Origin of the sequence: Brevibacterium album DSM 18261 (genome assembly GCF_000426445.1) — a bacterium.
Taxonomy (GTDB): Bacteria; Actinomycetota; Actinomycetes; order Actinomycetales; family Brevibacteriaceae; genus Brevibacterium; species Brevibacterium album.
In genome coordinates this window covers 54,700-67,488 of sequence record NZ_AUFJ01000009.1, presented here as the reverse complement: position 1 = coordinate 67,488, position 12,789 = coordinate 54,700, and the positions used below count along the sequence as shown (strand labels likewise).

Here is a 12,789-nt window from a genome sequence, read left to right as displayed (position 1 = left end):
CCCCTCCCACCTCTCATGACAGGAGACCCCATGACCCTGACCGCCGCACAGCTGGCCGCCCGCGTCGACCACACGCTGCTCAAGCCGGAGTCGTCCTCACGGGACTTCGCCGCGCACATCGCCTCGGCCCGAGAGCTGGGGGTGCTCGCGATCTGCGTCTCGCCCTCGGCGCTGCCCGTTGCGGACGCCGGTGAGCTCATCGTGGCGACGGTGTGCGGGTTCCCCTCCGGGGCGGTGAAGGGGGAGGTCAAGGCCGCCGAGGCGGCGCGCGCCGTCGGCGACGGCGCACGCGAAGTCGACATGGTCGTGAATGTGGGCCTCGTCAAGGACGGGGACTGGGACGCGGTGGAGGCCGATGTCCGGGGCGTCGTCGATGCCGTCGCCGCCGCGGCTGAGGATGCGGGCCTGCCGGCGGCTGCGGGCGACCCCGAGGCCGCTGCCAGGGGTGCGGCTGTCGTCAAGGTCATCATCGAGTCGGCCGCGCTCACGGACGAGGAGATCGTCGAGGCCTGCCGCCGGGCTGAGGCCGCGGGCGCCCACTACGTGAAGACCTCCACGGGGTTCCATCCCTCGGGTGGGGCGAGTGCCCACGCGGTGCGGCTCATGCGGGAGACGGTGGGCGACCGCCTGGGGGTGAAGGCCTCCGGGGGCATCCGCACGCTCGCCGCGGCACAGGAGATGCTGGATGCCGGCGCCTCCCGGCTGGGCCTCTCCGGCACTGCCGCGATCCTCGCCGAAATCGCCGAGTGAGCGGTTGCTGTCGGTCTGCGACGCTGAAACCGACAGCAACCGCTCACTCGGCGGGATGGAGGACGGGCTTCAGCGGGCCAGCATGTTCACTCCGCCGAGGGCAAGCAGCGCGAACAGCCCCGACCATAGGGTGATGCCCACGATCTGCCAGACGATGACGGCGTTGCGGCTGGCGCCGAAGCCCACCATCATCGCCGAGGTGATCTGGCTGGGCAGGATCGCCTGGCCGAAGATGCTCACACCCGCGACGCCGTAGCGGTCGAACGCCCGCTTGAGCTTCTGGCGACGCGGGGAGAGCTCCGGCTCCTCGCTCCCCGGCACCGTTGCGACGCCCGTTGCGGCAGCTCCGGGAGCGGACGCGACGCCGGACGCACCGGGGGCCTGCATGTCAGCGCCCGCATACGGCGTGCCGGGCTGCTCGGCGCCCGCCTGCATCTGCGCACCCGCCTGCTTCCGGGCGCGGTAGGCGCTCACCGCCTTCTTCCGGCCCGCATCGGCGAGGAGCACCAGGACGAGCATGCAGGCGCCGTTGCCGATGATCGCCGCGAGCATCGCCACGGGCACCGGCACGCCGGTGAGGATGCCGAGGAACGTCCCGAAATAGGACTCGACGAACGGGATCGCGCTCACGAGCATGACGGCCAGCCACTGGAGCGCCGGCGGGAAGGACTCTGCGAAGCCGAGGAGATTCTCCATGGCTGCCTCCTGTGAGGGTGGAAAGCGTGTTTGACATGTCAAGCGTGCTTTACTGTGCCGGTGCTTGTCAAATACACTTTCCATGTGGACAGCAGAATTCGCGAGCTGAGGACGGAGATGGGTCTGTCCCAGCAGGGCCTCGCCGAGAGCGTGGGAGTGTCGCGGCAGACGATCAACTCCCTGGAGAAGGGCCGGTATGATCCCTCCCTGAAGCTGGCTGTGCATCTCGCCCGCTTCTTCGGAAGCACAGTGGAGGAGGTCTTCGATGTCGATGGATGAGGGCCGGGCGAACGAGAGCGGCACGGGCCGAGGCCGGCGGGTGCTCAGTGCGCTCCGGGTCTCCGGCTACAACGCCTTCACGGCTGCGCTCTTCATCGGGGCGGGAATCGTCCTCCAGGTGACCACCGGCTGGCATCTGAGCATCCTGCTCATCGTGATCGGCGCGCTGCAGTACGCGGCGGCGGTCGTCATCCGGGCGAGCGGCAGCGGCGACGTCCTGCGCATCGCGTTCTTCGAACCCACGGACGAGCGGGACCGGGACATCCGCAGGCGTGCCACCGCGCTGGTGGGAGACATCGCGGTCATCGGCAGCCTCATCGCGCTTCTCGTCGTCCTGATCGTGAGCGAGCAGCAGTCGGCGCTGAGCATCTACCTGGCCTGGCAGACCTTCGCCCTGTCCGTCACCTGGATCGTGCTCACCTGGATCATCGCCCGCCGGCACTGAGAGTGGGGCGGCCGGGGGCGGCGCCCTCGTGATCGGGGGCGTGCTGCTCTCGGCGCTGCCTTCCCGTCGTCCCCGCGCTCTCCTGCCGTCGGCGGGAGCAGGCACCGCTCACAGCCGGAAGAAGGCCCGCAGCTCCCCGGTGATGCCGGTGAGCCGGTGCCCTGCGGACTCCCACGCGGCGTCCACTCCCGAGGTGCCTCCGGTCACCGGCTCGACGGCCTCGAGGTAGCACTTGAGCTTGGGCTCGGTGCCCGAGGGGCGCACGATCACCCGGTCGCCGGCGGCGGAGAGGAGCAGCATGCCGTCGGTGGGGGCGAGGTCCTCCCAGCCGTGGACGAGGTCGGCGACCGTGACGACGGGGGAGCCGCCCAGCTCGGCGGGCGGCGCGGCGCGCAGGGCGGTCATGCCGGCTGCGATGAGGGAGGTGTCCTCGAGCCGGAAGGTGAGGGGGCGGGTGCGGAAGACGCCGTCGCGGGCGCGGATGCGGCGCAGCTCGGCGGCGATCGAGGATCCCCCGGCCCGCAGCTGGGAGGCGCGGGCGGCGAAGAGCAGGGCCGCGCTGATGCCGTCCTTGTCGCGGACATGGGCCGGGTCCACGCAGTAGCCGAGGGCTTCCTCGTAGCCGTAGGCCAGACCCGGCACCCGTGAGATCCACTTGAAGCCCGTGAGCGAGTTCCGGTGAGTCAGCCCGTGATGGGCCGCGACCGCGGCCAGCCCGCGCGAGGACACGATCGAGTTCGCGATGACAGGGCCGGCTGCCGTCTCCTGCCCGGTGTTCTGTCCAGTGCCTGCGGTCTGCTCCGCGTTCGCGGTCTGACGCGCGCGCACTCCCGCCTCGGACCCCGTGCTCGCGCTCGCACCTGTGCCGGGTTCCCGGCTCGGGTCCGGGCCGCGGCTGAGACGGAGGGCCGCCGCCTCCCCGAGGAGGAGGCCGACCTCGTCGCCGGAGAGCTGGTACCAGCCGGAGCCGTCGGGAGAGGGGATCGCGGCGGAGAACCGGTCGGCATCCGGGTCGTTGGCGATGATGAGATCGGCCCCGACCCTCTCCGCCACGGCGACGACCTCATCCAGCGCCCCGTCCTCCTCCGGGTTGGGGAAGGCGACCGTGGGGAAGTCGGGGTCAGGCTCGGCCTGCGAGAGCGTGGGATGGACATCGGAGAAGCCTGCACGGTCGAGCGCGCGGGCGAGGGTCGAGGCCCCCACGCCGTGCAGGGCGGTCGTGACGATGCGCAGCGGACCGGAGGGATGCGCCCGGACGCCGAGGCCGGCCACCGATTCGAGGTACGACTCGACGATCGTCTCGTCCAGCTGGACCCAGCGCTCCAGGACCGCGGGATCGGCCGATGCAGGGTCCGTCCGCGGAGTCTGCCCCACCGAGGGCACGGCGGCGATCCGTGCCGCGATGAGGGCATCGGCGGGCGGGACGATCTGCGCGCCGGCTCCCGCGGCGGCCTCGGCGTCCCCGCCCAGGGCCCGGAGCGGGCGTGCGCCCAGGTAGACCTTGTAGCCGTTGTCCCGCGGAGGATTGTGGCTCGCGGTCACCATGACGCCGGCGTCCGCGGAGAGGTGCTGGACGGCGAAGGCGGTGAGCGGAGTGGGCAGCTGCGGGGGCAGCAGGAGTGCGCGCCCGCCGGCGGCGGTGACGACGGCGGCGGTGTCATGGGCGAAGTCCGCGGAGCCGCGGCGCGCATCGCAGCCGATCACGACGGAGAACGGAGCAGCGGAGCCGTCCTGCGTGTGCTCCTGCAGGAAGGCGGAGAGCCCGGCGGCGGCGCGGATGACCACGGCCCGATTCATCCGGTGCGGGCCGGCCGCGACCTCTCCGCGCAGTCCGGCGGTGCCGAACTCGAGGGGACCGGAGAACCGGTCGCTCAGCTCGGAGAGCGCGGCGGCGGAGGCCTCGCCGGGCTCCTCGAGCGCCGTCCGGAGCAGATCGCCGAGTTCGGTGCGGGCGGCGGGGTCCGGATCGTCGGCGATCCAGGCGCGGACCACCTCGGGGTCGAACCCGGAGGTGAAGCCCGCGTGCACGCGAGGCGCGGTGCCCGGGCTCCCGACCGCGGTGCCGCCCGAATGTGCTCCGGGGTGCGCGCTGTTCGGCTGCGCTGTGTTCGGGAACTCGCTGGTCGGATGCGCTGCCTCCGGGTCGGTGCTCTCGTCCGGGTGCTCCACCTCCGCGCGCTCACCGTCCGGGCGGGCGCCCCCGCCTGTGCCCGCCTGCTCCGCGCTCCGTCCGGACTCCGCCGCCATCTCAGGCCTCCGTCGTGCTCGCCGCTGTGGCGGAGGACTGTTCCACCGGAGCGTTCCCGGCCGCGGGCTCGAGCTCCCGGGCGATCCTCCGGGTGACATCGGCCAGCAGCTTCGCGATGCGGGGCGCCGCGGCCTGCCCGGCCTCGATGACCTCGGCATGGCTCAGCGGCGTCTCCTGGATGCCCGCGGCGAGGTTGGTCACGAGCGACATGCCCATGATCTCCATGCCCGCATGGCGAGCCGCGATCGCCTCGAGCGCGGTGGACATGCCCACGAGGTCGGCCCCGAGGACCTTGGCCATGCGCACCTCGGCCGGAGTCTCGTACTGCGGGCCCGTGAACTGGGCGTACACGCCCTCGGGCAGCTCGGGGTCGATCTCGCGGGCGAGCGCGCGCAGACGGGACGAGTAGAGGTCGGTGAGGTCCACGAAGGTGGCGCCCTGCAGGGGCGTGGCTCCCGTGAGATTGATGTGATCGCTCAGGAGCACCACGGAGCCGGGGCCGTGCTCGGTGCGCAGGCCGCCGCACCCGTTGGTGAGCACGAGCGTGGAGCAGCCCGCCGCGGCGGCGGTCCGGACGCCGTGGGCGGTCGCGACTGCATCCCTGCCCTCGTAGAAGTGACGGCGGGCGCCGAGGACGAGCACATGGGCGCCGTTCTCCAGGCGGATGGTGCGCAGCGTGCCGCCGTGGCCGGGGACGGAGGGCGCATGGAAGTCGGGGACCTCCTCGGCGGGGATCTCCGAGACGGTCTCGCCCAGGAGATCGGCCGCTCCTCCCCAGCCGGAGCCGAGGACGAGGGCGATGTCGTGCCGGGCGATGCCCGCGCGGGAATTGATGATGTCTGCGGCCTCGGCGGCCGCGGCGATAGGATCGACGAGTTCGCTTGCGCTCATAGTCCCAGACAGTACCGGAGATGACGCCCATGACCTCCACGACTCCTCCCACGCCGCCCGTCCCCGGAGAACCGGCTCTGCCCGCCGGCGTGGTCCTCCGCGAATGGCGCTCCGGTGACGATCGCGCTCTGGCCGAGATCCTCCCCGATGCCGCCTCACCGGCGCAGCTGGCCGCCCGTGCGCTGCTGCGCGAACCCGGCGACTCCCCGCTGGTCCGGACCGTCGTCGCCGAGGTGCGTCCCGGCAGCGCATCCGGTCCGGGCTCCGAGGGCGAGAGCCCCGCCGGAGCCGGCCCGGCCGTGGTGGTCGGTGCTGCCGCGATCGCGGAGTCGCCGGCGCATCCGCAGCGCGCCTGGGTCCATGTCGAGGTGGCACCGGAGGAGCGCGGGCGCGGGCTCGGCCGGGCGCTCCTGCATGCGGTGCTCGCACAGGCGCAGGACACGGAGCTGAGCGAACTCGGCCTCCGTGCCCGGGTGCCTGCCGGTGAGGGTGTGGGCGAGTCGTTCGCACGCGCGCTGGGGTTCGCGGAGCTGTACGGCACGCGGATCGTGCGGATCGATGCCGGCGCACTGGGCCAGGCGGGTGCCGATGCGCTCGAAGACCTGCAGGTGATCGACACCGGCTCCGTCGCGCTCACGCGGGCCTTCGCCGAATGGTACGAGCGGGTCAATGCGGCCGATCCTGCCGCAGAGATGACGCTCGGCCAGGTGAACATGCGCTTCCTGTCCGAGGCCGCCGGTGCTCGCGGTGCCGCCCTGTGGCGTCCCGCCGAGGCCGATGACCCGATGCGGGACACGGACATCAACCGGCGCCCCGTCACCGCCTTCGCCGTGTCCTTCGCGCAGGAGGGGGACTCCGCGGGCGAGGGCGGGGACCCTGAGTCGGTCGGCGGGAGCGCCCGCGGGGGCGCGCACGCGGCGGCCGGTGTCGCTGGGACCTTCGCGGACCTCAGCGCGGAGGACTGGACCACGCCCGCGCTGAGCGCGGCGGGGGGAGAGGGCGCGACGGAGCTCACCGCCGGCAGCGTCAACGGGGATCCGCAGGATCTGCGCGCACTGCTGGCCAGGCTCTCGGTCGAGACGTCCGTGGTGCTCGAGGTGACGAGCCAGATGGAGACCGAGAGCGCGGTGGTGGACTCACTGCTGGATGCCGGATCCGCCGCGGTCCTCGCCGAGTACACGACCCTGGTGCGCGATTCGCAGGACGCTTGAGCGGCGCGGCCGGGTCTCAACGGCTTCATGGGCCGAGCCTCACAGGGAGGGCTCCGTCATCTGTGAGCCACCAGTGCGCATGCGCCTCCGCGGGGATGGGCGGAAGGTCGCGCAGCCCCAGCGCGCGCAGTCCTGACTCGCGCCATGTGCCGAGCAGCAGGCTGGGTCCGTGGTCGTTGCCGCGGTCGAACGGTGTGGGGCGGGCGCCGCGGGTCGGACCCAGGACCAGGCAGACCGAGTCTCCTCCTGCGGCAGCGGCATCGATTCGCCTGCGCTGACCCGGATCGTCCAGATCCGTGAGCACGGAGACCCCTTGCGGTTCCATGAGCGTGCGGAGCTGAGAGGAGCTCCTGCCCTCGCCCGGTGCGAGTCGCACCGCGAGGATCCGCCCCTGCGTGTGCGGGCGCCAGAGCACGGGACGGCCGCAGGGATCGAGTCCGAGGCGCACCTCGCCGGGCTGGTTCGCTCCGGGCCGGTTCTCCTCGCCCTCTGAGGAGTGGGGAACCGCGGAGCGCGCCGGAACCGGGCGCGGCATCGGGACGGGCGCGTGGGATGGAGGGTGCGCCGGAACCGGGACGGATGCCTGTGCGGGCTCAGCTGCGGACTGTGCCGGCGCTGCCAGGTCTCGTGCGGGCTCCGCCGTGGAGGGCGCGGTGGATGGGGCGAAGGCGGACCACAGCGGGTGGTGCCCAGCAGGGTGGCTCGCGGCCCCGCGCGAACTGCAGGCAGTGCTCCCGGGCGAGGACGGAGCGCACAGGGCGAGCTGGGCGTCCGCTCCCTGACGCGCGGCCTCCGCGGCGGCCTCTCCCAAGACGACGGCGCGGCCGGGCGGCCAGGTGCCGGCGAACCTGTCGACGCCGAGGCCGTAGTAGACGGCGTCCTGATCGCCGTGCGGCGGGAATATGATCCGGGTTGCGGCGTCCTGCCCGATTCTGTGCGTGAGGAGCCGTCGCGTGCCGGTCACCACGGCGCGCACGCCGAACCCTCCGGACAGGAGGCGTTCGAACCGCTCCGCCCTGCCCGTGCCCTCGTGGGCGCGCTGCAGTTCGTCCCAGTCGTCGACGACGATGCGGCAGGGCCGCGGTGTGCGCTCCAGCTCTCGCAGGAGGAAATCGAGGGCCCAGGCCGCATCTGTCGTCAGCCGGAGAATGCCCGCCGGGTCCACGCACGGGCCGGAGGCGGGTATGCCTGCGGTGTCCGGAGCGGCAGGAGGCGGCTGTCGGTTCCGCGCTGCGGCGATGTGCACCACGCACTCTCCGATGCTGCGGAACGCCAGTGCGAGTGTTTCCGCAGCAGTGCTCCACCCCTGACCTCGCGCACCGGAGATGAGGATCGTCCCCGAACTTCCGCTGACGCTCCAGACCTCCTGCCGGTTGGAATCGGGCAGATCGAGCAGGGCGACCGGCGCCGCAGCGGGGGCCGTCGGCAGGGCGGCGGAGGCAGATGTCGTCCGCGCCGCTTCCGGTCGGAAGACCACAGGCAGCGGCGGTGCGATGATCCTGTGGCACGGCCCCGGTGGTGCGGATGCCGTGACAGTCCCGGAGGCCGTGGCAGTCCCGGAGGCCGTGACAGTCCCGGATGCCGTGACAGTCTCGGAAGCGACCGGCACCTCGGCGGTCTCGCCGCTCATGAGATCCCGGATGCGGATGTGGGGAGAGGCTCCCGCTGTGCGCTCGGGCAGACCGCTGCGGAGCGCCCGCAGTCCGAGTCCGTCGGAGAGCAGAGCGGTGCCCGGCAGAGCCGGACTGAGCCAGGCCGCGTCGGGCACCCCAAGCACCTCCTGCGAGTCCCCCTCGTCCCTGACCCGCAGGCAGATGCGCAGTGCGATGTTCGCCCGCATCTGTGCCGTCACGACACCGGCCGGCCGCTGCGTCGCGAGCACCAGATGGATCCCGAGCGAGCGGCCGAGCGCAGTGAGGCGCTCCACCTGGGCGAGGGCCTTCGCGCTCAGACCTGCGAGCACGTGGAACTCGTCGATGACCACGAGGAGACGCGGCATCGGCGGCAGCGCGATGTTCGCCTCGGCACCCGCACCCGAACTCGGGCGGCCAGCGGAGGGGGCGGGGCGCGGACGGGTCGCCTCCGGGACCGCGCCGCGGCACGAGGCGTACTCCTCGATGTCCTGGGCCCCTGCCGAGGCCAGCAGCTCCTCCCTCCGCTTCACCTCTGCGCCGATGCTGCGGACGGCCCGGAGGGCTGCGGCCTCGTCGAGATCCGTCACGAGCGCATCGGTGTGCGGGGCGGAGGCGAAGCGGCCGAGCCCGGCCCCTCCCTTGAAGTCCAGCAGCACGAGGCTGAGCTCCTGCGGTGTGTGCATCCGGCAGAGGAGCTCGAGCCAGGCCTCCAGCAGGACGGACTTCCCGCTTCCCGTGGTGCCGGCGACGAGTGCGTGGGGTCCGTGCCGGAGGAGGTCCGCGCGGACGAGGCCCAGACCCGCTCCCTCGCCGCCGGGCGCCTCTTCCGTCTCGGAATCGGGACGCGCGGGTCTCCCGGGTGTGCCGCCGGCCCTGCGGGGAGGGAGAGGCCGTGGACAGGCGGTGCCCAGGGGCACGGCGGACAGGCGCGAGGCGGCCTGAGGTGTCCCTCCCGTCTGCCGGGCACGCGCCTCCTCGAGGGCCAGCAGTTCGGTCGTGGTGCTGCTCTCCGGCGGGAGGCGGGCGATCTCCGGCCGCGGCCGTTCCCCCGCGCTCAGAAGACGAGTGCGCAGGAGGCGCACGTGCGAGGCGGCGGTGTGCGAGTGCACCGCGAGGGTCCCGCTCAGCGGCAGACCGCACGTGGTCCACAGTTCGCGGGTCCCCGCATTCCGGGAGGATTCCAGTGTTCTGCGGAGGAGACCCGGTGCGGGGAAGCGCGCCTCGGCGAGGCCCGCGCCCCCGCGGAGACGGAGGATGACGCGGAGCTCCCCGCGTGCGTCCTCGGGTGAGGGAGCGAACCCGGTCTCCGCAGTGCTCCGGGCACCGTCCACGACCCCCACCCGTGCCCGGAGCGATCCCTCGGCCGCATCGGGTGCGAGCTCCACGACGGCTCTCAGCGGCTGTGCTTCCCCTCGCGCCGCACTGCTGTCGTCGTCCAGGCCAGCGGCCCCGCACGTCCAGGCGACCTCCGGCATGCCGGGGAGGGGCGGGCAGCCGATTCCCGCATCGGCGAGCCCGCCGAGCAGTGCGCGGACCACCGCCTCCACCGAGCGCGTCTCACCGCCGACCTCCACACGGGTGCGCACCGGCACGAGGAGGGGGACGTCCTCGCAGAGAAGATGGGCGACAGCGCCCATGCGCACATGAGGAGGGAGCTGCGTCCGCACCGCGGAGGCGTCCGCAGAATCCGGGGGCAGCCGCACTCCGACCGGGGCCACACAGCGGCCGTAGCCCAGGACGATCGTCCCCGGCGGCGGCGCATCCCCGAGCAACCGGCGGCGGAAGGCGAGCAGGGCCGCCGCGAGCGCCTCTGCCGTGCGCACGGCCTCCGCCTGCACTCGTGCGTCCTCTGCGGCGGTCTCGGCGGCCACCCGTCTGCGTTCGAGACGGGCGCTGATGAGTGCGGTGAGCGGACCCGCGAGGCTGAAGAGCAGGAACCACCACATGCGGGTGACCAGCACGAGCACGAGGCCGATGAGGAGGGGCACCGCGAACAGCACCCACGAAGGAGGCCGGGCGGGCGTCACCGCAGCCGGGAGCGGCCAGTCGAAGACATGATCCTCGGCATGCGGGGACACCGCCGGATGGGCCTTCGGGTCGGCCCTCTCCTCAGTGCCCTGCTCCGCACCGTCAGGCACCGCCGCAGACGTGCCGCGGCTGCACAGCAGGGTCGCGCCGAGGAGCGCGCTCCCCGTCTGCGGGCGGTCTCCGGAACCGGGTCCGATCTCGATGCCGCGCGGACTGTTGACCAGGGGGACTCCGGCGCGGGACAGGTAGGGATCGGCGAGGCAGACATCGTGCCCCTCGCCCCTGCCCACGGTCCACTCACCCGGCGGCACCTCGATGCAGAACCCGGACTCCGGGCCCGAGGCCGCCTCCAGCGCGGCCCTCCCCGCCGCAGGCGCACCCGAGCGGGGGAGGAGGCGCAGGCCCGTCGCGACGGCGTGTACGGGACGGTGCGTGCAGTGATGTGCCCAGAGCTCGTCCTGCGGTGCCGCCGCACCCGGTGGTGCCGTGGCATTCGGATGCGCCCTCGCCTCCGCCGATGCCGCCCCGTCCGAGTGCGTCGTCCCGTCCTGCGTCCGGGCGAGCGCGGTCGCGAGCACGTACCCGGTGGGAAGCCAGCCGGGAGCGGACACTTCCAGACTGTGTGCGTGCTGGCCCTGAGCCACGTGCAGATGCGAGGTGAACACGCCCCCACCGTGTGCACGGCAGAGCATCGAAGCAAGAGGGAGCGTGGGACTGTGGACGGAGCCGCGCCCGTCCACAGCGCAGTGTGCGCACGGACGGGCGCTCGTCAGCGGTGTGTGTGACGCACAGTCGCCACCGCAGCCCGCCCGAGCTGCGATCCCACCCGCTCGAGTGACATCACCGTCACTGGCCTGCGGGTCCGTGTGACTCAGAGACGCAGCGCTCCGCGGACCAGAGCGCTCGCCTCGAGGGTGGTCACGGACTCCGCGAACGGGGAGAGCAGGGCGGGGGAGTAGTCGGCGGTGAGGGTCACCTCGGCGCTGAGCCCGTCCGGGCTCGCGCCGGTGACGCGGATGGGCCGGAGCCGTGAAGATCCCTCCACAGCCTCGATGTACGCACGGGCGGCGGCTGTGACGCCCTCGTCGGTGAGCACGATTCCGGGCGCCTCGCCGGCTGCGGGGTCGAAGGATTCGGCCGCGGCCAGGGCTGCGGAATCTGCGAGCGCGAACAGCTTGCGGTGGGCCAGCCAGATGTCCGTGATCACGGCGGCGAGCAGGATGAGGGCGAGGGCGATCGTCGTGAAGCCCACCGCGAGCGGAGTGATCGAGCCCCGATCACGCCTCGGGCGACACCGGCTCGCACCGACTCGCCGCCGGGCGGACCCGTCCTGTCGTCGGTGCCGCGCCTCGGGTCCCTGACCCGGTCGCCGTTCGTTCACGGGTCTCACTCCTCCCACGGTGCGACGACGTCCGTGTGCTGGGAGCGGACCGTGATGCCGGGGATCTGCGCGTCGCTCCAGATCCGCGGCACGCCGGGAATCGGGATGCGGGCCTCCACGACCGCTGTGACGTGCGAGCCCGCGCGTGAGCAGTCGGCGGAGCACGTGAGCTCGAGGGTCCACCGCGCGTCCTCGAGGCCGTGATCGGCGAAATGCAGTCCGCCGAGCTCCTGTCCCCGCTCCGCCGCCGCATGCGGACTGCGGGCGGCGGTGCGGGCTGCGTCGATCGCGGTGGACTGCGCGGCATAGGAACCGGCCTGCACCTGTGCGAGTGCGATCACCAGGTACACGAGAGGGACGAGGAGGACCGTCGTGGCGAAGACGAACTCGATGGGGGCGCTGCCCTCGTCGCTGCGGCGAACGCCGCAGCGACGAGGGCGTACGTTCCGGGGCCGTCCTCGCGCGTGTCGGGGCCTCACACGAGCGGGCCGGCCCGGTCTGCGGCGAGGCCGCCTCACAGCTGCGGGTCCTCGGCCAGGGCCCTGCCGCTGAGCTCCCAGGTGCCTGCCGGGCTCAGCAGGCCGAGCACCGGCACCGGCGTGCGGACGGTCACGGTGACGATGCCTCCGCCGGCGTGCGAGGCCTCGGCGACCGTGATGTCGCGCGCATAGCGCTCGCTCACCGCGGCCCGGATGAGGCGGGCGGTGTGCGCGGCCCCGTCCGCGTGGCTGCGGTCCGCGGCCGCGGCGATCCGGGCACCGGCGATGGCCGAGTCCACGACCGTGTTGCGCACGTGCATCGCGAGCCCCAGCTGGACGACGGAGGCGAACACGAGCGCGAGGAGCGCGGACACGAGCACGAACTCCGCGGAGGCGGAGCCCGCATCGGCCCGGGTCGCGGGAGCGCGCTGTCTCACGGGGCCGGCCTCAGCCCGCCTGACGGACCTTGTTGATGCTGTCCGTGAACAGGGAGGTGAAGGCCTCGCCGGCCAGTGCCCACAGGCCCACCACCAGGGCCGCAGACATGACGGTTATGAGCACCCAGCCGGGCACATCGCCGCGGTCGGGGCGGGTCAGCCGCCTGCCCCGCTGCCTCGGTGCGGACAGGGTGAGGAGGGCGGCGCGCCCGGTCAGGAGGACGGAGAGGACGAGCAGGCGGAATCGGGTGAGCACGGGGGCTCTCCTTTCGCTGGGCGGGGTGGACGGGTGAAGAGGCCGGGATTCCGG

12 protein-coding genes are annotated in these 12,789 nt (G+C 73.0%); 4 read left to right on the top strand and 8 right to left on the bottom strand.

Annotated elements, in window-relative coordinates; translation table 11 throughout:
* Positions 1 to 30 precede the first annotated feature (30 nt).
* Positions 31 to 750: a 2-deoxyribose-5-phosphate aldolase gene (gene deoC / locus K318_RS0100420; protein ID WP_029088005.1), complete on the top strand. Its 720-nt coding sequence runs from the start codon at positions 31 to 33 to the stop codon at positions 748 to 750.
* 69 nt (positions 751 to 819) lie between these two features.
* Here deoC and K318_RS0100415 read toward each other — a convergent pair whose 3' ends face one another.
* Complete coding sequence (locus K318_RS0100415) at positions 820 to 1,446, bottom strand: hypothetical protein (protein WP_029088004.1); 627 nt, start codon at positions 1,444 to 1,446, stop codon at positions 820 to 822.
* Between the two features lie 84 nt (positions 1,447 to 1,530).
* On the opposite strand from K318_RS0100415, the gene K318_RS0100410 reads away from it, so the two are divergent.
* Positions 1,531 to 1,725: a helix-turn-helix transcriptional regulator gene (locus K318_RS0100410; protein ID WP_029088003.1), complete on the top strand. Its 195-nt coding sequence runs from the start codon at positions 1,531 to 1,533 to the stop codon at positions 1,723 to 1,725.
* Positions 1,712 to 2,170 carry a hypothetical protein gene (locus tag K318_RS0100405; RefSeq protein ID WP_029088002.1) on the top strand — a complete coding sequence of 153 codons (459 nt, stop codon included), beginning with the start codon at positions 1,712 to 1,714 and terminating at the stop codon, positions 2,168 to 2,170. Before K318_RS0100410 ends, K318_RS0100405 begins: the two co-directional genes overlap by 14 nt.
* Positions 2,171 to 2,278: 108 nt before the next feature.
* Here the strand turns inward: K318_RS0100405 and K318_RS0100400 are convergent, their stop codons facing one another.
* Positions 2,279 to 4,417, bottom strand: coding sequence for a phospho-sugar mutase (locus K318_RS0100400; protein WP_084499438.1), 2,139 nt, complete (start codon positions 4,415 to 4,417; stop codon positions 2,279 to 2,281).
* A gap of 1 nt (position 4,418) precedes the next feature.
* Entirely contained in the window at positions 4,419 to 5,309 is an 891-nt protein-coding gene (locus tag K318_RS18285) for a purine-nucleoside phosphorylase (protein ID WP_084499437.1), read from the bottom strand.
* 20 nt (positions 5,310 to 5,329) lie between these two features.
* On the opposite strand from K318_RS18285, the gene K318_RS0100385 reads away from it, so the two are divergent.
* Positions 5,330 to 6,520: a GNAT family N-acetyltransferase gene (locus K318_RS0100385; protein ID WP_245579718.1), complete on the top strand. Its 1,191-nt coding sequence runs from the start codon at positions 5,330 to 5,332 to the stop codon at positions 6,518 to 6,520.
* Between the two features lie 25 nt (positions 6,521 to 6,545).
* Here the strand turns inward: K318_RS0100385 and K318_RS0100380 are convergent, their stop codons facing one another.
* The 5 genes from K318_RS0100380 to K318_RS0100360 form a co-directional block, all read right to left on the bottom strand.
* Complete coding sequence (locus tag K318_RS0100380) at positions 6,546 to 10,793, bottom strand: FtsK/SpoIIIE domain-containing protein (protein ID WP_156913725.1); 4,248 nt, start codon at positions 10,791 to 10,793, stop codon at positions 6,546 to 6,548.
* 260 nt (positions 10,794 to 11,053) lie between these two features.
* Positions 11,054 to 11,563, bottom strand: a complete 510-nt coding sequence (locus tag K318_RS24905) for a pilus assembly protein TadG-related protein (RefSeq protein ID WP_281170668.1) — start codon at positions 11,561 to 11,563, stop codon at positions 11,054 to 11,056.
* Positions 11,564 to 11,568: 5 nt separating this feature from the next.
* Entirely contained in the window at positions 11,569 to 11,904 is a 336-nt protein-coding gene (locus tag K318_RS0100370; RefSeq protein ID WP_245579717.1) for a hypothetical protein, read from the bottom strand.
* A gap of 173 nt (positions 11,905 to 12,077) precedes the next feature.
* Positions 12,078 to 12,479 (bottom strand): TadE family protein, encoded by a 402-nt coding sequence (locus K318_RS18280; protein WP_035280125.1) that lies wholly within the window; start codon positions 12,477 to 12,479, stop codon positions 12,078 to 12,080.
* 10 nt (positions 12,480 to 12,489) lie between these two features.
* Complete coding sequence (locus tag K318_RS0100360; RefSeq protein ID WP_425393428.1) at positions 12,490 to 12,735, bottom strand: hypothetical protein; 246 nt, start codon at positions 12,733 to 12,735, stop codon at positions 12,490 to 12,492.
* Positions 12,736 to 12,789 lie beyond the last annotated feature (54 nt).